The 20,518-nt window shown below is 39.9% G+C and carries 20 protein-coding genes; 4 read left to right on the top strand and 16 right to left on the bottom strand.

The window, feature by feature from the left end; genetic code table 11:
- Positions 1 to 4 precede the first annotated feature (4 nt).
- From AC2TDL_RS12255 to AC2TDL_RS12235, 5 genes are all read right to left on the bottom strand, one after another.
- Positions 5 to 979: a conserved phage C-terminal domain-containing protein gene (locus AC2TDL_RS12255; protein ID WP_484696388.1), complete on the bottom strand. Its 975-nt coding sequence runs from the start codon at positions 977 to 979 to the stop codon at positions 5 to 7.
- Positions 980 to 1,026: 47 nt separating this feature from the next.
- The gene (locus AC2TDL_RS12250) at positions 1,027 to 1,263 is read right to left on the bottom strand and encodes a hypothetical protein (RefSeq protein ID WP_484696387.1); all 237 of its coding nucleotides are present in this window, start codon (positions 1,261 to 1,263) and stop codon (positions 1,027 to 1,029) included.
- A gap of 121 nt (positions 1,264 to 1,384) precedes the next feature.
- Positions 1,385 to 1,567: a helix-turn-helix domain-containing protein gene (locus tag AC2TDL_RS12245; RefSeq protein WP_484696386.1), complete on the bottom strand. Its 183-nt coding sequence runs from the start codon at positions 1,565 to 1,567 to the stop codon at positions 1,385 to 1,387.
- 25 nt (positions 1,568 to 1,592) lie between these two features.
- Positions 1,593 to 2,012 carry a helix-turn-helix domain-containing protein gene (locus AC2TDL_RS12240; protein WP_484696385.1) on the bottom strand — a complete coding sequence of 140 codons (420 nt, stop codon included), beginning with the start codon at positions 2,010 to 2,012 and terminating at the stop codon, positions 1,593 to 1,595.
- Complete coding sequence (locus tag AC2TDL_RS12235; protein ID WP_484696384.1) at positions 1,993 to 2,244, bottom strand: helix-turn-helix transcriptional regulator; 252 nt, start codon at positions 2,242 to 2,244, stop codon at positions 1,993 to 1,995. The genes AC2TDL_RS12240 and AC2TDL_RS12235 overlap by 20 nt, the downstream gene beginning before the upstream one ends.
- Positions 2,245 to 2,400: 156 nt before the next feature.
- Here AC2TDL_RS12235 and AC2TDL_RS12230 point away from each other — a divergent pair, with 156 nt between their 5' ends.
- Positions 2,401 to 3,087 carry a helix-turn-helix domain-containing protein gene (locus tag AC2TDL_RS12230; RefSeq protein ID WP_484696383.1) on the top strand — a complete coding sequence of 229 codons (687 nt, stop codon included), beginning with the start codon at positions 2,401 to 2,403 and terminating at the stop codon, positions 3,085 to 3,087.
- 42 nt (positions 3,088 to 3,129) lie between these two features.
- On the top strand, positions 3,130 to 4,383 hold the full coding sequence (locus AC2TDL_RS12225) for a tyrosine-type recombinase/integrase (protein ID WP_484696382.1): 1,254 nt from the start codon (positions 3,130 to 3,132) through the stop codon (positions 4,381 to 4,383).
- Between the two features lie 264 nt (positions 4,384 to 4,647).
- On the opposite strand, the gene rlmD is transcribed toward AC2TDL_RS12225, so the two are convergent.
- The 4 genes from rlmD to pepV all read right to left on the bottom strand — a co-directional run bounded on the left by rlmD (position 4,648) and on the right by pepV (position 10,116).
- Positions 4,648 to 6,486 carry a 23S rRNA (uracil(1939)-C(5))-methyltransferase RlmD gene (gene rlmD, locus AC2TDL_RS12220; protein WP_484696381.1) on the bottom strand — a complete coding sequence of 613 codons (1,839 nt, stop codon included), beginning with the start codon at positions 6,484 to 6,486 and terminating at the stop codon, positions 4,648 to 4,650.
- Positions 6,487 to 6,572: 86 nt separating this feature from the next.
- Entirely contained in the window at positions 6,573 to 8,027 is a 1,455-nt protein-coding gene (locus AC2TDL_RS12215; protein WP_484696380.1) for an MFS transporter, read from the bottom strand.
- A 27-nt stretch (positions 8,028 to 8,054) separates the two neighbouring features.
- Positions 8,055 to 8,516, bottom strand: a complete 462-nt coding sequence (locus tag AC2TDL_RS12210; RefSeq protein ID WP_484696379.1) for a MarR family winged helix-turn-helix transcriptional regulator — start codon at positions 8,514 to 8,516, stop codon at positions 8,055 to 8,057.
- Positions 8,517 to 8,685: 169 nt separating this feature from the next.
- On the bottom strand, positions 8,686 to 10,116 hold the full coding sequence (gene pepV, locus AC2TDL_RS12205; RefSeq protein ID WP_484696378.1) for a dipeptidase PepV: 1,431 nt from the start codon (positions 10,114 to 10,116) through the stop codon (positions 8,686 to 8,688).
- A 248-nt stretch (positions 10,117 to 10,364) separates the two neighbouring features.
- Here pepV and AC2TDL_RS12200 point away from each other — a divergent pair, with 248 nt between their 5' ends.
- Positions 10,365 to 10,667, top strand: coding sequence for a hypothetical protein (locus AC2TDL_RS12200; protein ID WP_484696377.1), 303 nt, complete (start codon positions 10,365 to 10,367; stop codon positions 10,665 to 10,667).
- A 214-nt stretch (positions 10,668 to 10,881) separates the two neighbouring features.
- Here the strand turns inward: AC2TDL_RS12200 and AC2TDL_RS12195 are convergent, their stop codons facing one another.
- The 5 genes from AC2TDL_RS12195 to AC2TDL_RS12175 form a co-directional block, all read right to left on the bottom strand.
- Positions 10,882 to 11,109, bottom strand: a complete 228-nt coding sequence (locus AC2TDL_RS12195) for a hypothetical protein (RefSeq protein ID WP_484696376.1) — start codon at positions 11,107 to 11,109, stop codon at positions 10,882 to 10,884.
- A gap of 38 nt (positions 11,110 to 11,147) precedes the next feature.
- On the bottom strand, positions 11,148 to 13,796 hold the full coding sequence (locus tag AC2TDL_RS12190; protein WP_484696375.1) for an ABC transporter permease: 2,649 nt from the start codon (positions 13,794 to 13,796) through the stop codon (positions 11,148 to 11,150).
- Positions 13,793 to 14,476: an ABC transporter ATP-binding protein gene (locus tag AC2TDL_RS12185; RefSeq protein ID WP_484696374.1), complete on the bottom strand. Its 684-nt coding sequence runs from the start codon at positions 14,474 to 14,476 to the stop codon at positions 13,793 to 13,795. Before AC2TDL_RS12185 ends, AC2TDL_RS12190 begins: the two co-directional genes overlap by 4 nt.
- A gap of 82 nt (positions 14,477 to 14,558) precedes the next feature.
- Positions 14,559 to 15,557 (bottom strand): sensor histidine kinase, encoded by a 999-nt coding sequence (locus AC2TDL_RS12180; protein ID WP_484696373.1) that lies wholly within the window; start codon positions 15,555 to 15,557, stop codon positions 14,559 to 14,561.
- A complete protein-coding gene (locus tag AC2TDL_RS12175) occupies positions 15,557 to 16,246 on the bottom strand; it encodes a response regulator transcription factor (protein WP_484696372.1) in 690 nt (229 codons plus the stop codon). The genes AC2TDL_RS12180 and AC2TDL_RS12175 overlap by 1 nt, the downstream gene beginning before the upstream one ends.
- 239 nt (positions 16,247 to 16,485) lie before the next feature.
- Here AC2TDL_RS12175 and AC2TDL_RS12170 point away from each other — a divergent pair, with 239 nt between their 5' ends.
- Complete coding sequence (locus AC2TDL_RS12170) at positions 16,486 to 17,232, top strand: MerR family transcriptional regulator (protein WP_484701157.1); 747 nt, start codon at positions 16,486 to 16,488, stop codon at positions 17,230 to 17,232.
- A gap of 182 nt (positions 17,233 to 17,414) precedes the next feature.
- On the opposite strand, the gene AC2TDL_RS12165 is transcribed toward AC2TDL_RS12170, so the two are convergent.
- Together AC2TDL_RS12165 and AC2TDL_RS12160 are read right to left on the bottom strand one after the other, a co-directional pair.
- Complete coding sequence (locus AC2TDL_RS12165; protein ID WP_484696371.1) at positions 17,415 to 19,424, bottom strand: methyl-accepting chemotaxis protein; 2,010 nt, start codon at positions 19,422 to 19,424, stop codon at positions 17,415 to 17,417.
- 151 nt (positions 19,425 to 19,575) lie between these two features.
- A complete protein-coding gene (locus AC2TDL_RS12160) occupies positions 19,576 to 20,457 on the bottom strand; it encodes a Cof-type HAD-IIB family hydrolase (RefSeq protein ID WP_484696370.1) in 882 nt (293 codons plus the stop codon).
- Positions 20,458 to 20,518 lie beyond the last annotated feature (61 nt).

The following is a 20,518-nucleotide window of genomic DNA, read 5'->3' as shown; positions in this document are numbered from 1 at the left end:
ACATTCAAAAGATTCCTGCATTTGCGAGTTCTTCGTCTGAGATTGGTTCGACTTTGCTATTTCTGTTGAGGTAAGCAAACTCACTCGCTTCTTGATCTCGTCCATTAAATTGCTGGCTTCTATTGCTTTTTTCATGGCTTGTCCCTCCTTGATTCAAATATCCTTCAAAATTACTAGGACTGAATAATGTTTTAGGTCGTAAATATTGTTTCATTGTAGGACTATGCATCCAATCCCTAACCTTGTTATCAATAACTGTTTTAAAATCATCTACCGTAAAGCCTTCTCTTAATCTGGCATTGATATGTTTGACTGTATCGCTAGTTTCAGGTGAAAATCTTTTGCCTGTTTTCTCATTGAGGTATTGCACGATAATATATATATCTTTATTCTTTTCTTTCTTACTTTCTTTACTTTCTTCTTTTGTGGTCGCTTCGGTGGTCGTCTGTTGGTCGCTTCGATGGTCAGCTTGAAGGTCGTTTCGATGGTCACTAATACCTTCAAACCTTTGATAATATTGAAGTTCTTGGTGGTCACTTCGGTGGTCGGTCTGTTGGTCGCTCCGATGGTCGTTTTCAGCTCTTCTAGGTGGTCGCGCGGTGGTCGCGCGGTGGTCGTCTAAATCCCTAAACCCTTGCCCTTCATGGACTTCTTGGTGGTCAGTACTACATAAATTATTAATGCGATAGATAGTACATTTGTTATGAGTCGAAACAACCTCTATAATTCCTTCTGCTTTTAATAACTCTATTAAAGTCCTAATTCTTCGTTCACTTATATTAAGTCGTTCAGACCAACTTTTTCTCCCGAAAACAAACTCACCGTAATTTAAAGTTATCAGTTCACCATTAATAATTTCTCTAGTCGGTTCTTCTGAGTACCTAGCTCGATACAACATTTCAAACCATACTTTGAAGTATTCTGCATCCTGGTATATCCAGTGATCTACAATACTTCTATCAACTTTTACAAATGCCACTGGATCACCGCTTTCGTATAAAGCATTTAATTATTGTGTTGCTTACATTACACACCTACGAAACGACTAATGATTGCATTTCTCTCCATGCGTAATTCATTGATACGTGTCAATGAGCGCTCCTTAATTGATTCATAAGCTTTCAGCTCAGCAGCATCCATAACAAGATGTGGTCTAGGAGATAACGCATTAGCAAGCTTCAAATGCTCTTGAGCAATCTCCACAAGCCGATCTCCATGCTCTGAGTTAACAGCTAACCATACAGCGCGCTTACTAAAATTCATGGGCTATTCCTCCTTGAAACCCTCACGATATTTTTAACGATAACCGCATGTTGTAAGGGACGATTAAACCATAATCTAGCTAATTGCTCTAATGTCATAGTTGACCGCTCCTTTCCATATATCACGCATTAACAGTCGAATATGAACCTTTAGACCATTCCTCAATCACGTTACGATTAAAGAGAATTCTTCCTCTGATTCTCAAATGAGGAATTTCATTAAGTCGAACCATTGTGTAAATAGTGCCTACTGATACACCCAACATCTGAGCAACTTCCTTGACTTCCAATGTGATCTTTTCCATAACATAAACCACTCCTATTTTGAGATTATATTGCTTGTTCTTGAACCTCTCCTATGTACAACAGATCAGAAGAACAACCATAGACAGTCGTTAGATAAATAAACATTCTACAAGCTGGAGCTTTGCCGCAATTAGATTCCCATCGTTTTAAAGTTCTAGGATCCATTCCTCCTTTCAATCCGGCTTCTTTCAAACTAAGACCTGCATGTTTTCGTAATTGAGATAACTTAATCTTGCCTTCAATAAAAAACAAATCTTTAGTTTTTAAACTTGCCTGAGATAGAAGCCTTAGGTAGATAGAAAATAACTGATAACTCATCGTGTGAAGGTATTCGAATTCCTCATCATTTACACGTATGTAGCAATCGTAAGTTAAATTATCCTCATTCAACTTTGCAAAAATACCGCATGTTTCTGGAACTGACTTAACAATGATCTTGTTCATTTTTTTCATCTCCCTTTTCGTTAGTTACGATCTCAAAAATGTCATCAAAATCAACCTCTAATAATTCCGTTATTCTCTTCGCTACTTTGGGACTTGGATTACGTTCCCCCTTAGCTATATTAGTCAGTGTCGACTTGGAAATTTGTAACTCTTGTGCAAAACTGCTTTTGTTGAACCCTTTTTTTATCATTAGTATGTTAAGTTTATTAAGGTCCTTCAAACACACAAACATCTTGAGCACCCCCTTTAATTCTGTTTGAAATATTTAATTCATTTGGATTAACTATATGATAAACTTCAATTAATTCTTTTGTCAATATTTTTATTTCATTTGAATTAAAAATGATTTATAATGTGAACAAAAGACGTTGAAATGGAGTGAATAGTTTTGGATCAAAATATGTGGTTTGCAAATTTCATTAAGGAACAGAGAAAAGAGAAAGGATTGACTACTAGTCAGTTGGCTGAATTATCAGGATTATCACAATCTTATATTTCTAACTTAGAAAACGGGAATAGAAAAACACCTAAAATAGAAACCCTCAATAAACTTGCATTAGGGTTAGGAATCCCAAATGGATCTTTGTTGTTAGCAGCTGGATATATCGATAGTACTCACACTCATTCAAACATAATTGAATTCCTATTGAAGGATAATCAACCCAATAGAGATTTGAATTTAAATGTTCTAATTATAAGGCTTATAGAGAGTCTTGTTGATGAATTAAAAAATTCTGATCAGTTAGATAAATCCTTAGAATCGTTTTTATGGAATTTTATTACTTACAAAAATGGTGGTAATGTAAGTGAAATGGAATTATTCAACTCTTTGCCTTTTAGTTTAGGAAAAATTGCTTTTACAGTTGATGTTAAGAATAATAAACAGGCACAATTGTTTGGTTTAGTATTTATTCTGCTAAAGTGCACCCAAATGTCAGAATCATACAATGATTTATTTGAAGTTATATCTCAAGATCCGATTATTTTTAATGGTTATGAGTTATCCAGTAAAGAATCTGAACAAGTAAATAACGTTATTAAAGCATTGCTCCCTAATTATCTCAATCAAGAATAATTATTAATCTATATAGTAAAAACATTAGTGAGGTGATCCAAAATGGCTAAAGGTCAAAAGCTGAACATTCAAAAACGTGGTGAAAATTCATGGTTTTTCACTGTATACACAGGACTTGGGCCAGACAAGAAGTACGGCCGCAAAACTAAAACGATTACTATAACCGACCAGGCACTACTAAAGACCACAAAGAAGCTTAATGACTATCTAACGGCTGAATACATGAAGTTCAAAGAAGAAGTGGAAGCAGGGCTATACATTGCACCGCAAAAGATGAAGTTTGAAGATTTTATAAAGGAATGGCGTAGTAAATATGCTGAAAAACAACTAGCAGCTAAGACCATAATCAATTACGAATCGAATTTAAAAACACGAATCCTCCCTTTTTTCGGTCATATGAAACTTGATGAAATTAAGCCACTGCATATACTTGATTTCATGGAACATCTCAGCCAGGAAGGTGCTCGCGGAGATCGTGAAAGTGGTAAATTATCTTCAGGATCTCTTGAAATGGCTCACCGTATATTGAAAAACATCTTTAGTAGAGCTGTAGAGTGGAAACTTATTAAAGTAAATCCTGTGGAAACGGTAAAAAAGCCAAAAGTAACTTATAAAGAGGTTGTTCCATACGATAAGGATGAAGTAGAACAAATGCTTGTAGCCTTACAGAAAGAGCCTTACCACTGGCGAATGATGATTACACTTGCATTGACCACTGGAATGCGTAGAGGAGAGCTATTGGGGTTAGAATGGAAGCATATAGATTGGAAAAACGGTACAATTGATGTACGTCAATCTCTCGTACATGCTCTTAAAGGAGAGGTTATTGTTAAAGAGCCTAAGACAAAGAAATCAAGTCGTCTCATTTCCTTACCGAATTCTGTCCTTAATGAATTGCGTGAATATTATCTATATCGTGTTAAAGAACGCGATAAGATGGGAGATGCCTACAATAATCGTGATAAGAACGGTAATGAATGGAACTTTGTATTCTCACATGCAGACGGTACAGCATTTCATCACGAAAGACCCTACCAGTGGTTCAGGCAATTTTTAAAACGAGCTGGCTTGCGCCCTATTCGTTTCCATGATCTGCGCCATACATCAGCTACGCTGCTAATCAATCAAGGAGTGCATGCAAAAGTAATATCTGAAAGGCTAGGACATAGTGACATTACCACAACAATGAACATCTACGGGCATGCGTTGCGGTCAGCCGATCAAGCTGCAGCAGATAAATTTGAAGTACTATTCCTGAATAATGACAAAACGAAAAAACAAGATGCTGGAAGTTAATAGCTGGCATCTTGTTTTCTTTCGTATGCTCTTTTACCAACATGACTGTACTACTGCACTCTCAATTTTGAGCATGTAAAGTTTAGTAGCCCATGCCCATACCGTTACTGTTGATCATGTCGAAATATCTTCTTTTCACAGCTAATCTAATCATTTTTCACATCAATTTCACATCAACGATACAAAAACAACACTGTTATATATAAAACTAAAAGCCTGTTCTACTGAATAAACCCAGTAAAATCAAGGCTTTCAGACTCTGTACTATTTACATTTCATCAAAACAACCGACTCCACATGCCCCGTCTGCGGAAACATATCCACTGGCTGAACCCACTCTAGCTTGTACCCGCCGCTGAGCAGCTCTTTACAATCCTTCGCAAGTGTGGACGGATTGCACGACACATAAACAAACCGCTTCGGTTTTGCTTGAAGTACGGCTGCGATTAGTTCTGGGTCGAGGCCAGTGCGAGGAGGGTCGACGACGATAACATCTGGACGGATGCCTTGCTTTACCCATTCAGGAATTAGCTGCTCTGCCTTGCCTTCATAGAACAACGCATTGTCGATTCCGCTATATTTCGCATTACTGCGTGCATCAGCAACCGCTTCTGCAATGATTTCTACCCCACGCACTTCCTTCGCCTGCTCCGCAAGCCATAGACTAATCGTACCTGTGCCGCAATAGACATCAACAACAAGCTCTTTGCCCGTTAGTTCGGCAGCTTCCTTAACCGCATCATACAGCTTAACGGTTTGCGTCGGATTTAACTGAAAAAATGCCCTTGGCGATAGGGCAAACTGAATGCTGCCCAATGTTTCAGGCAGACGCTCCTCACCCCAAAGGATGTTCGTTTTCGGACCAAAGATAACCGAGCTGCGTTCCTTATGAATGTTATGGGCAATCGTAATAACCTCTGGCAAAGCTGTACGAATTCGCTGCACCAGGAGTCGCTGCTGCGGCAGCTTGTCCGTTGCAGTCACAAAGGTAAGCTGCAGCTTTCCGCTAGCTTTAGCAATACGCACAACAATTGTTTTCACACAGCCACTGCGCGTCCGCTCATCATATGGCTCTATCTCTAGCTCCATTAAGATCGGTTTTAAATTTTTATATACTTCATTAATTGCTGTTTCTTGTACCGTACATTCACTAATATCAATAAGTTTATGGGAATTAGCAGCATATAACCCCGCTACAAGCTGCTGCTTTTCCCCCTGCTGCCAGCCAAGCTGCAATTGCGCTTTATTGCGATAATGCCAAGGATGCTCCATCCCGTAAATTGGACGCAAAGGTAGCTCCTTCACATCGGTATAACGATTAAACGCCTCACGTACAATTTCTTCTTTGGCTATTAATTGAGCCTCATAGCTCATATGCTGCAATTGGCAGCCGCCGCACTGCTCATACACTGGGCAAGGAGGCTCCTGACGGTATGGTGAACGCTTCTCAATCTCCACTAGTTCTGCTTGTAAATAAGAACGTTCGACTGCTGTTATTCTAGCCTTTACAACTTCGTCAGTAATCGCTCCTTCAATAAACACTGCTTTGCGCTTATAATAGCCGACACCCTCACCATTAATGCCGATTCGCTTAATCGTTACAACGATACGCTCTCCAACAACCACGTCTTCTGCGGAGGAATGACTATTTTGCCCTGATCCCTTTCGCTTAATAGCGCTAGTACTTCGCATTTGATTATTTGCGTTTGTGCTTAGCTTTTGCTTATTTGCATTAGCCCTTAGCTTTTGCTTACTTGCATTAGTGCTCAGCATCTGATTATTTGCATTAGCGCTTAGCTTTTGCTTACTTGCATTAGCACTTTGCTTTTGCTTATTTGCTTTAGTACTTAGCTTCTGCTTATTTGTGCTATCATTCATCCCTTGCATATTGCCTTGCGCTCGCTTTTGCTGAACTGCTGCAACAGGATCGTTGGCGTTGCTTACATCCGCTTGTTTGCTTTCTGCTTCCAGCGCTTTAGCATGTTTATGCTTTCCTGCTGCAAAGGGCTTACTCCCAGTTTGAGTCCCGCCAGCTGTTTTATTTTTCATCTGTTTTACTTCTTTTTTGGACCGTTGCTCTGTCATCATTTTGTCCTCTTTCATCCGTTCTCCTGTAAATTTGCTATATCCATCTATTATAGACGATTCTGCATACAGATCCTACATTGGATTACTAGGCTCAAATGAAATTACTTCGCCGTTTTCGATTTTCCGATCATCATCATCATTGCCAGCACAAAGACGATCATAAAGACGGAAGATAAACGATACATCATAATATATGAGGTCATTGAAGCGATAACACCAAGAATCATTGCCCCAAGTGAAACACCGACATCGGTAGAGTTATAAAATATTCCATTTACACTCCCGTATTCTTCCTTATTAGAGGAACGCAGCATCCATGCCTGTAAGGTTGGCTGAATTGAACCAAAGCCTGTTCCATACAGAAGTGCTGAAACAAGCAAAATCCACATCCGATCGGCAAAGGAAAGCACCCATATACTTACAATGACAAATAACGCTGCTGGTATTAGTACAAGCAGCGGTCCCTTTCTGTCAAAAAGCTTTCCCGCAAATGGTCGTACAATTAAAATAGCAATTGCATTAAACATAAAAAATAATCCAACCTGAGCAAGCAGTCGTTCCTCTCCATAAACGGCAATAAAACTTAAAATACCACTATAGGTAACGGAAAGCAGAACATTAAGCAGTGCTGGAAACCAAATTGTAAAGCGCCATACAGAGCGTGGCTGAGATGATGCATGATTTATAGCTCCTTCATTAGATTGCGATAAAGTCTGATTTACTGCTGTTCCGTCAGACTGCAACAAACTCTCATTTGCTGCTGTTCCACCAGATTGCAACGAAGCCCGATTTGCTGCTGTTCCATCAGACTGCAACGAATCCTGATTTGCTGCTGTTCCGTCAGACTGCAACAAACTCTCATTTGTTGCTGCGATCTTGGCTCCTTTGTTCTTCTCAACTTTTCCTGCTTCTATTCCTTTAATTTCTTTATAACTAGACTCATCCCGCTTCTTGCGCAGGACATAGGTGCCGGACAAGATTAGCATTGGAAAAATAAACAGAATGGCGCACGCTCCGCAAACTGCTAGGGTAGGAAACCCCATCTGTTTCATAATCGATAACCCTAAAGCTGGACCGATCGACATCGCAAGGCTAGTAGATAACCCAAAGTACCCGATGCCTTCTCCCATTCGCTTAATCGGGATTATTTGTGATACAAGTGTCGGAATAACGGTACTGCCAATCCCAAAGCCGATACCATATAACGCTCGCAGCAAGAGGAGCGGCATAATGGATTCTGGCAATGCGGCAAGTGCAGTTGCTGCGGCGGCAATAATAAGTCCGATAGTTAGCACTGCATTTCTCGATAATTTCTTAATCCAACCACCTGTCATTAGCCTAGCTACAATCGCTGCAGCAGCAAAAATACTGGTAGACAGGCTGACCTGAATATCTCCTCCATGCAGGTTACTTTTAATATGCATGGAAAACGTTGATAATAGCATTTGTAAGTTCATAAATAAAAGAAACGAAGACAGTGTCAATGTGACAAACTGCTTCGTCCACAATGCAGGCTTCTGCTGCATGGCTTGTGTAGCTGTATTTACTTCTCCCATGGTGTCTCTCCCTTCCATCGCCAAGCTCTAGAAGCTTTTTTCTTCATCCTCGAGTTTCACAATACTTAAGTAATCATTTAATCGCATTAAGTTTTGAATAAGCTCGTTATAGTTTTGCTCACCTATTCCATTTTTCATTTCCTGAATAACGCCTTGCTCTAAGCTCAACGTCTTTTCAACCAGCTTCCTGCCCTGCTCAGTACTATAAATGCGCATAGAGCGACGATCCTGCTCATCCTCCTGCCGCACAATATATCCTTTTTGCTGGAGCTGATGCAAAATCCGTGTTATGGTCGGCTTATCCTTATAGGTTAGTGTTGCGAGCTGCTTTTGAATAACTCCTTCCTCATGCACAATATGAAATAAGACAGACCATTGCTCTGGCGTAATTTCATAGCTACGTAAATGCTGCTGGAACATAGCGGTTACTCTGCGATGCGCTACTCCAAGCAAAAAGCCTGCCGAAAGCTTCCTCTGATAATCCTTCAATCCGCTCACCTCAAATTAGTTGTCATGACAATTATATACCTGTAAAATAATTTTGCACAAGTTAGTTGGAAATAAAAACACAAAAAAAGGTACACCAAGCGTCAGCGTCATTTGACGATCAGTGTACCACTATTCCTCTAAACAACTCTCTACCATCCAATGCTGCAAATTACAATGGACTATTTTCTCCGCATAGCTCAACAATAACTTGAGCATAGATTTGTGCTGCCTTTAACATATCATCAATAATAATAAACTCGTCATTGCTATGCATCCGCGTATCTACCCCAGGCATTGCTGGTCCGAAAGCTACGCCGCCTTCAATATCATGCACATAGGTACCGCCGCCAATTGCAATACATTCGCCTTTTTCTCCAGTATACTGCTCATATACACGCAGCAATGTCTGCACAAATGGAGTTTCAGCAGGAGTATGATGCGGGTCTTCATAGCCGCCACGAACAAGCTTTAAGCCAAATTGAGCAAGTTTAGGCTCTAATACGTCAAATGTATTTGCTTCGTTTCCGCATAATGGGAAGCGGCTGTCGAATTTCCCTTCCAATTTTCCTTCTTCATCATTGTAGCGCAATATCGAGAAGTTCATCGTCAGCTTGCCGGACAACTCATCCTCCATTGCTACACCTGCCGCTTCACCGTAGTAATCATTATGCGGGAAAATTTGCTGAATACCGCGCAGCTTATGATGACCTTCTGCTTCTGCTAACGGCAGCTCTTTAATAAGTGTAAGCAAGCCCGTTAACGCATTGATCGCTAATTCTGGAGTAGATGCGTGACCGCCAACACCTTGCGCATGAATATGCACTTTTCTTTCCCCTAAATCCTTTAACTCAAAATTGACGCCTGTTTCCGTTGTAACGTTAAACGCTAGTTCACTAATTGCTGCCAGCTCTAAGCCTGCAACAATCGCTTCAGCCTCTGGCGGTACGACGTTAATCGTATCGCCGCCTTTGACCATAATTACGCGCGGCAAGGCATTGGCAGGGGTGAAGCTTGCATGAAATGATGTACGAATTGCCCCTTTTTCAATATTGATTACAGGAAACTCAGCATCCGGTGTAAATACATAAGGCGGCGGTGTTTCCTTGGTCAAATAGTAATCGAGATCACTCATACCTGATTCCTCGTCTGTACCGACGATCAGCTTCGCGTTATATTTTAGCGGAAAGCCTAAATCTTTCACCGCGGCTAGGGCATACAATGCTGCAATAACAGGTCCTTTATCGTCACTTGTTCCGCGACCGTACATTTTGCCGTCACGAACAATTCCTTCAAATGGCGGCATGCTCCAATTTTTCCCCTCTGGTACAACATCCACATGTCCCAAAATACCGAGCTTTGTCTCATGCTCATTAAGCTGAATCGTACCGACAATATTATCTAGGTTGTTAGTCGCCAAGCCTAGTTCCTTTGCTATAACAAGCGTTTCCTTTAATGCTTCAGCTGGTCCTTTGCCATATGGCATCCCTTCTTCGGGTGCACCTTTAACGCTGCGAATTGCAACTAGACGGCGAATATGTTCAATAAATTGATCCTTATGCTCGGTAAAGTATTGTTCAATTTGCTCCCTTTCCTTCATCATTCAACTTCACCTCTTTGAAAATTTGTAAACTACATATGTAAGCATGACATGTTCGTATTGCGTACTTTTCTTTATCCTACCATATTTATTGCCGGATCATACTAAAGTGTTAATAAAACACTTTCATTTGACAGAAATAGCTTTAACTTGACAGATCTTTATTTTTACTTTCGACAACCTTTTTCCAAGACATGCCTTATAATGGAGAAAATATCAAAGCAGAAGACTAGGTTAAGGAGGATTCGCTAATGATCAATGAATGGCAAACCATTTTGCGAGTAAGAGGCTCTGCAGGTACGATCGGCCTGCTGGCACGACAGCGAGATGATGAACAGTGGGAATATTGTCGGTTTAGAAGCAGTTTTTCAGATAAACAGGAACAACCTGCTATCGTCCATAACTTCACAGATGCCTTATCCTTATTAGGACCGTCATGGCGTTTCTTAACTCCAGAGTATATCCACCCTCAGTTTAAGCAGCAGCTCTGGGCTCAGCTAAGCAAGCAAACCGGTCTCTTTGATCGAGTAAATTGGCGTAAAGCTTGTTTATAAGCCTCCTCAAACCTTACATAATAAGTATAAGTATTAAAAACTCCATTATTTCGCAAAAACGATCCGTAACAGACACAAAGCAAAAAGGGCATAGCTTCAATCAAAATGAGATCATGAAGCTCCTCACCTTGCTTGACTATGCCCTTAATCGATGTTTACGAAATTAATCTGCCTCAATATTTACTTAATGTTATGCAGCTGAATAGCTTGCTGCTTATAATACAGGAACAAGCTGTGCGCTATGCTTGCTAACAAGCCAAATCAGTCGATTGCGTTGCTTATTAGGATCTAATTCGAAAAACTCCTGATCACACCAAATTTGACGCAGAACATGCTTAGTGATTTCAGTTGCTAATACTTCGCGGTGATGCAGAAGCATCGCCATCTGATAGATAATTAGCTCATATTGCTCTAGCTGTTCCCTACACCGTGCAGTTGCCATCTGCAATCCCCCCTAGTATTGTTGTTCATAAATAAATCCTACAGGTTGTCCTGCTTTATCGCTTCAACGATACTTCCTTTTTTCACTTTCGAACCAGAATAGATCATTGAAAACCCGATAACGATAAATAGCGCTACCAACATAATCCCTACACTTAACCACGGAATTTGGAAGGAATAAGAGGCTGTTCTCGCCATCGCACGATAAATCAGATACATAATAAAGGCACTTATCGGAAGTCCGTACATTAGAGATTTTATACCATATAAAATACTTTCGTAGTTAATCATCCTATAAAACCCTTTTTCACTCATACCTATCGATCGCAGCATTGCAAACTCTCGTTTTCTTAATTGAATGCCTGTCGAAATTGTATTTAATATGTTAGCGATAGAAATTAGAGTGATTAAGATGATAAAGCCATAGGAGAACACATTTAGAATAATTGTTATTCCATACTCCTCCTGCCTATTTTGATAGGCATTATGGATAGCATAATCAGCAAAATCATGATTTTCGCGAATTTCTTTCTCTAGTTCCATAGGGTCATCGCTGTTCATATATATATTTTTGCGGATATAACCGTCACTTTGACTCGCAATTTTTTGCAACGTTGCATGACTGACATAGATAACTATTCCCGATGGTCCATATTTTCCGCGAACGACCCCTAAAGACGCTTCCTCGCTGCTGCCAACAATCTCAATGCTGCCGAGCTCTTTCTCTTCATATTGCGTTTCATCATCTGATTCTGATTCAACAGCAACCCACTCTCTTAATGACAAAATGACATCGCTCGTTTGCAGCAACGCTTTTTCACTTATATACTTTTTTTTCTTCGAGCTAAAATAGTTATTAACATTATAGAGAATTCCTTGCGGATATTCGGTATCGAATAGCAAATCAGCATCAACATTAGAATTTGCTGCAATCCTCTTCAACTGTTCATCCTCAAGAGCATATAGAATAACCGATATATGCATCGTATCCACTGGCGGAATCTCTTCTGGATATATTTCTCGTACCGCGGATTCAGGCAGTAGCTTAAGCGGAACTTTGCTTTCGCTTCCAAAGCTGTAAATGATGTTATATTCCTGGATCAGCTCATTTTGAATAAGCTGCTCAACCTTTTTCACATCTTGCTCTTCAAAATTAAGCGAAATATCATAATTCACCCCTGCACTGGCAGCAAATTGCCCTCTTTTTAAGGCATCGGTTAAAGCAGAAACAGATAAAAACAATACAATACTAATGACCAGTGAAAATATTGTAATTTGATATCTGCGCTTGTTGCGCTTAATGTTTTTCATCGCAATTTCTGCTTCAATGCCAAACAGTTTACGAATGAACTTTGACGTTTTTACTTGCTTGCGCGTCAGCTTCACATCCTGCGTTTGGCGAATTGCATCAATTGCCGAAACTCGTGCTGCACGTTTTGCTGGCCACCAAACGGATAACATAATCGTTAATAAGCTGATTGCAATCGAAATAAGGATAACCCAGCCATTCACGCGTAATACTAATCCAACATCAAGTGACAAGGAGTCGATAAACAACGGATTAATTAATGTAAAGGTCACATATAAACCTAAGACCGCAGATAATATACCTAGTGGAATACTAATGACACTAATAATTAACCCTTCAAACAATACCGAATTCCGCTTTTGCCGCTTAGTAGCTCCCACACTTGCCAGCATGCCCAGATAACGGGAACGATCAGCAACCGATATGCCAAAAGCATTATAGATAAGAGATATGGAACCGACCATAATCACAACCATAATAATGCCGATTAATGAATAGAGCGTAATAATAATATTGTCATTTGAGCTAATAAATTGATAACGCAGCAAATCGGTGTTTATATTGTATTCATCTAGTCCAAGCTCTTGCCCGATTCTAGAGGCTTCAGTAAAAATCTGATCATCTGGTTTCGCGCTATAAATATAGGCATCTACTTTTTCATCTGCAGAAAGCGACTGCTCATCCAAATAGGCAACAAAGCTGTATCCTGGTGCAATAACATACTCATTTTTTAGTCGTTCAATAATCCCGACTATCGTATAAGTGACCTGTCTTGGATTGCTCAGTGTTTCTAGATATTTTCCCTGCTCATCTCGCTTAATGGAATCGATTTGCCCTAACTTACGCGGAACCTTCTCTGCTCCTTCGCTATCTTCCGCATAATACATGCGATCATGTACAGTTATTGTAATTGTCGAGCCCATTGGTTCATTTCCTGCGCCCAATAATTGCATATAATGCTTAGGAACAACAATTTCATTAGCCTGCTGAGGGAGTCTTCCTTCAACTAACGTAATCGGCAACTTTTGAAATGCTGCTTCATTATATTCAGTAACATAAATATAAGGCTTATACGTTGATGACTCTAACCCTTGTTCCTCAATTGGCGCATAGCCTAATTTATGCTCAAGCAGCAGCTCATCTTGATAAGGACTGTTTTTTAGCACATCAAGCTGAGAGGCTGGCACATCATTATAGTTCAAATGCCACTGTCCATGATTAGCAATCGTTTCCCGCTTCAATAAGTCAAGAAACGATAAACCAATCATTGAAACTGCAGAAATCATTGCCACTGAGATGATAACCCCAATAATCGTTACCAGCGTGCGCCGTTTATTTAGCAACATGTGACGCAAGGTTAATTTATTAACGATATTCACGGTCTGATCACCTCAACTTTTTCAAGGCGTCCATCAGAAATTGACAATATCCGATCAGCCTGCAAGGCGATCCGCTCATCATGGGTAATGACGATTAATGTTTGGTTAAAGCGCTTATTGAACATCACTAGCATATCCATAATTTCTTTACTGTTCTGACTATCGAGATTACCTGTCGGCTCATCCGCTAAAATAATCGCAGGATGATTAATGACCGCGCGTCCAATCGAAACACGCTGCTGTTGCCCGCCTGAAAGCTGGTTCGGCAAATGCTTTAAGCGATTTTGCAAATTCAACGTTCTCACTAATGTATCGAGCTCTTCCTTATTCACCTTATGACCATCAAGCAGCAACGGCAGTGTAATATTTTCTTCAACTGTAAGTACAGGAATAAGATTATAAAATTGATAAATTAGGCCGATCTGCCGCCGACGAAACACTGCAAGCTGCGTTTCTCCGAGCGAATACATATCAGTACCATCAACATAAACCTTACCTGAGCTAGGCTTATCGACACCGCCCAGCAGATGAAGTAATGTCGATTTGCCTGATCCAGACGGACCAATAATCGCAACAAATTCGCCCTTCTTCACAGTAAACGAAATATTATCTAATGCTTTGACTTCATTTTCACCTTTTCCGTAGATCTTGGTTAGTCCTTCAACCTTCAATATATCCATTACATTTCCTCCATTTACAATGATTTAACTGTAGTATATTGAAGGCAAATGACGGACACGTGACTGTAAAGTGACTAAATTGTCACTTAGCATACCATTTCAACGTAAAAAGTGCGCCTCCTGTCGAGGCATTGCTAGCTTCCAGCTTTCCGTTTTGCGCCTGCAAAATACTATATGACATAGCAAGTCCAATCCCAACGCTGCCTTCACTTGCATTTTTCCCGCGATAAAATCGTTTAAATAAGTGCGGCAAATCACTTTTATCTATGCCTTTGCCATTATCTTGAATCGTAATTTCGCTATATAATCCGTTATGTGACATATTGATGCTAATATTTCCGCCGTGCGGGGTATGCTCAACTGCATTTTTTAATACATTTAGTATCGCTTCAACCGTCCATTTTTTATCAACATGTATGCTTTGCTCTCCATCTCCCTGAAGTTTTATGTTAATCTCCTTCAGCTCAAGCGGAATTTCTAATGGTTGAAGTGCTTCCTTAACCAATTCATTTAGCTTAACTGGCTCTGGCTGAAAAATGACGGTTCCTGCCTCTAGCTTAGAGATTTTCAACAATGCGGTTATTAGCCATTCCATTCGATCAAGCTGCTGCTTTAAATGATGGAGAAACTGTCGCTCTTTATCTTGCGGCAAATTAGGCTGCTGCAGCAAATCAAGCATTACGCCCATTGAAGTAAGCGGAGTTTTTAACTGGTGAGAAATATCGGATAACGCCTCGCTCATTCGTTCCTTATCCCGCAGCAAATACTCGCCCTGCTCAACTAAACGCATGGTCACTTTAAAAATTTCATTTTTTAAAATGCTTAGTTCGCCTTCTCGATTATCGCGTAAATCAAAGCTGTAGTTGCCTGCAGCTATTTTACGTAAATAATCGGACAAGTCATTAAGCTGGCGGTATCTCCAGCGCGTGTAAATATAAAAATTTAGAAAGATAAGTGACACACTGACAAGGACTAGCAGCATTGCCTTCCAGCTAAACAGCCACCATGCACAAATTGAGCAAAGTAATGTAATACCTAGCGTAATCCACAAATAAATACGAAATTCAACGTTGCGCAGCATCAACTTAATTCCCCCATCTTGTAGCCTAGACCCCTCACTGTATGGAGTAATTTAGGCCGAGCAGGATCATCCTCAAGCTTTTCTCGCAGTCGTTTAATATATACTGTTAGCGTATTATCATTTACAAAATCTCCTGCTATATCCCATATACGTTCCAAAAGCTGATGACGTGTCAAAACTTGTCCAGGATGACTCGCAAAAATTAGCAATAGTCGATATTCTAGTGCAGTTAATATAATTTCCTGATTCCCTTTGTATACCTTTGCTTCCGCAGTGTTTATACTAAGATCACCGATTGTAATGATATTTTTATTAGGAGCAGACAACTGATAGCGGCGCAGCACAGATTTCATCCGTGAGAGCAATTCTCTTATGCGGAACGGCTTTGTAATATAATCATCAGCCCCGATATCAAGACCCATGACAATATTGACCTCCTCATCAACAGCTGACAAGAAAAGAACTGGAGCCTCATGCAGCGACTTTACAAGCTTACACAGCTCATAGCCGGAGCCATCAGGTAAATTGAGATCAAAAATATAGATCGTAAATTGCTCGTATTGTTTCCTTATAAGATCTTCTGCTTGCTTTGCAGTATAGGCAAGCACAACCTCATATTGCTCCTGCTGCAACGAGTATTCCAGTCCTGTTGCTATCGTTCGATCATCCTCAACAATTAACACTTTCATTGTCTAATTACTCCTTTGTTTCTACACCAAACGAACATATATGCAATCATATTAATCCACAGGATTAGGTATAGTTTTCCAAGCCTGTATCATTATTCAGCATACCATGTCGTTTAAGCTTAACCAACTGATTTTACTTAGAATTAATGTTTAATTAATATTTTGTTAAGTTTTTAATAAGTATGTATTGACTCTAACGTTACGTGATCCTTTAACCTTTAGTTACAGAGGTGAGCACAATGAATGTAAAACAAGTTTCACAAATAGCAGGGGTAAGTATTCGTACCTTGCATCATTATGACGAAATAGGTCTGCTTGTTCCCGATCGTACGACAGAGTCAGGTTATCGTTTGTACTCTGAAGAGAACTTGCAGACGCTGCAGCTTATTTTGTTCTTTAAGGAGCTTGGCTTTAGTTTGAAGGACATTCGTAATATTTTACAAAGTCCTAATTTCAACACGTTTGAAGCACTCCAGCTTCAACGACGCTCGCTTCTTGCAAAACAAAGGCAAATCGAGTCAATGATCGCAACGATTGACCGAACAATTGCCCATATGAAAGGAGAAATTAACATGAGTCCAAAAGAAAAATTTAAAGGTTTGCAGTGGGACTTTAACCAATACGAGCAAGAAGCTCGTGAAAAATGGGGAGATCAAGCAGTTGATAAAAGCAAGGAGCGCTTAGGCAAGCTAAATCTATTGCAAAAGGAAGAGCTGGCTGATCAGTGGAATGAAATCTATTCTGAGCTTGCTGAAAGAATTGGCACCCCTGTAGAGAGTGAGGAAACCCAAGAGTTAATTGCACGCTGGTATCAGCTATTGAATAACATAGGTAACTATAGCTATGATGCCTTTATTGGTTTAGGTCAGTTGTACGTGCAAGATGAACGATTCACTAAAAACATCGATCAATATGGGGAAGGCTTGGCGCAATATATGTGCGAGGCAATGAGCTATTGGGGAAATCAGCAAAAACAAAACAACTAAACATGACAAATAAGGAAATGCCCCTGCTAAAATAGAATAACTTAAAGTAAACATTTAAGTTAGAAAAGCAGCGCTGTTTATGCAAAGTCAAACTCATTTAGCTAAACTAGGCTAATTTAAGCGAAGTTAAGCTAAATCAAGCTTTGCATACGACAGCGCTGCCTTTATTTATCCATAATAATTTATGCCTTAAATTGGTCTGTTAACTGCTTTAATTCCTCCGCAATTTTCATTAACCGTTCAGCGGATGCTGCGACTTCTTGGATTGAAGCTAACTGCTCCTGAGATGCTGCGGATGCATTTTCCGTGCCAAAGGCTGCTTCCTCGGCTACTTTCACAATTCCCTTCATTGAGGATTCAAGCTCGTGAATACCTGTAACAAGCTCATGAATCGCGGTTGTGGAATGAGAAATTTGCTGCGTAACATTCCCTAGTGCCTGGTGAATCGTATGGAATGAGCTGCCTGCTGTTCCCATCACATGGATACCTTCATCGACTTCTTTGCTTACGGCACGCATCGAGGAAATCGCCTCTGCTGTCTCTACCTGCATTCCTTGAATTAGAGCGGTAATTTGCTCTGTCGCCTCTCTTGATTGATCTGCCAAATGACGAACCTCACCAGCTACAACAGCAAAGCCTCGTCCATGTTCTCCTGCTCTTGCCGCTTCAATTCCCGCATTTAATGCTAATAAGTTCGTTTGCTGTGAGATGTTGTTAATAAGCTGCGTAATCTCCCCAATTTTATTTGAACGCTCTCCTAAAGAATTCATCGCTTGAGATAAACGCAGTACGATATTTCGGATCGATTGGACTTGCTCAATCGCTGATTGAATAGCTATATTTCCTTGATCTGCTTTAGCAACCGTTTCATTCGCCGCAACATTTATGTTTTGCATGTCCGACGTAATTTCCTCTGATTGATGAATCATTTGAGCAAGCACTTGTGAATTTTGCTCTACAGTTGTCAATTGCTGATAAGATCCGTCAGCGATCGTTTGCATCGACTGAGCAATTTGTTCACTTGCGTGTTTGTTTTGATCAGATACCATATGCAGTGACTCAGAAGAATCTAATACTGCATCACTTTGCAGTTTAATTCGTTTAACAAGATCTTGAATACGTGAAATCATTAAATTAAATGCCTCTGCAGATTGACCAACTTCGTCCTTCGATGTAATCTCAATCCGTTTCGTTAAATCGCCCTCTCCTTGAGAAATATCTAGGAGTGAATTGCGAATTTGTTTTACTGGCTTCACCGCACGGCCAATAACAAAATAAATAATGATAAAGCTGAATATTAATCCTATTAAATTGGCGACAACATTAATCATTTTAGTACTAGTTAATAAATCGCTGGAAATTGCTAAAATCATCGCCTGCCCATTAGATAAGGAAGTTGCATAATATGTAACCTGCTTTTGATTATATTTTCCTTTAAGAGAAGTAATAGCTTGTTTACTTTTTGCTTCATTTACTTTATCCAGAATGTTTTGTGGCACTTGTTCATAGCTGGCATCTGAGCTGGTTTTAACATTTCCCGCTTCATCTACTAATATCGTTAATAATATTTCTTGTCCAAGATGGCCTTGCATTTGCTCAATTAATGGTTTTATCCCTACCTCATTTTCTAATTGGGTGAGCATTGCTCCATCGCGAGCGATCTGCATTATAGCCTTCTCATTCCAGCCAGATACACCTACGAATTTATATAACTTGCCATCTACATCCCTAATCATCGCTTCTTGAGTTATTTCTTTTACTTCACCAGATAAAATATTCATAAACTCGCTGGCTTGTCCTTCAGGATCTTCACCAAAGTTAAAATCAACGGATTCAGCCATATTTGTCAAAACCGTATTTCCTTTATCATCAGTTATCCAAAACTCATCGATGCCAGATACTTCGGATAGCTGAACTAATTCCTCATAGCTTGTTCCTTTCGCATTTATTAGCGATAGCATATAGGCTTGTCCAAGCATTTCTTTATCTAATATCTCTTCAGCAGTCACTCTTGCTGTTACTGCGTTTTCCATCCCGATTCGTACAGCCTCTGTTAACGCCATTCCTTGTCGATCTAATGCTTTGACATTTTGCAAATAGATGACAGATGTTGTCGAAGTTAGCACAATCGCAATAATAAGCATAGTTAATAGCAAGACCTTGTTGGTCAGGGTAAGTCTGATGTTCTTCATGTCTAATCACCTTCAAGTTAAATTTTGCAATACCTAGGAGTCAACGATAATTCCAAACTGCTTACTTTTTTAATGCTAACCTCATATCTTTTAAGAGTGATGCCTATGCAGACAAGACAAGCCTATATCAGCTTTTTTTACAAGTCATACCTTAACGTGCGCCCATTTCTGCGAGCAGCTCGCGAATTGCATGAGCAACGCCATGCTCCGTATTACGCTTCGTTTGATACGGAATTAAATCTTTTAAGGATTGCGGCGCATTGCCCATAACAATCCCTTTTCCAGCCATTTGCAGCATTGATAAATCATTAAAGCTATCTCCAATTGCCATAATTTCTGAGGAATTAATGCCAAGCTTAGCCGCGTATTGCTCTACTGCATAGCCTTTCGTAGCCAGCTCTGCATTAACTTCAAGATTGCCATGTCCTGAGGAGGAAATTGCTAAACCTTCCAGCTTACGCAATCTCTCTTCACTTCGCTTACGACATTCCTCGTCGTCCGTTAAAGCAAAAATCTTAAGAATGGATAACTGATCATCTATTAAATATGGTGTAAAGCTATCAACAAACTGACAGCGTTCATTGGTTATACGCTCCTGGCTCATTCTTAATACTGTTTCATATCGCTCTTGCTCAGATAGATGTGGAAGTGTGATTGCCCCGTAAAAATGTGAAATTTCCATATAACGTTCATAGCTAATGCTGATTGCACCAATTTCTGTCATTAGCTCAAAGTACATTCCTTCTTCTGATAATATGCGATGCACCTCATGTGCTTGCTGTTTACTAAGTGGCTGAGCAGCGATTAATTTCCCGCTTGCATCACGTGTTTCGGCACCATTTAAACTAATTACGGGACAGGTTAAGCCTGCCTCTTCCAAAATAACATTGACATTGCTATAGGGTCTGCCTGTAGCAATAACGACTTCTATCCCTGCTGCCTGTGCTTCAAGTATTGCTGCGCGATTTTCTTCACTTATTCGCCAATACTCGTTAAGCAGCGTTCCATCCATATCTGATGCGATTAACTTCATAAATTCCTCTCCCTTTATGGAATACGTATTGTAAAAACTTTATATATATAATTGAGGGTTT

It is taken from the genome of Paenibacillus sp. plas6, assembly GCF_057221655.1.
The sequence above is the reverse complement of the archived record's forward strand: the minus strand, read 5'-3'. Positions and strand labels throughout refer to the sequence as shown.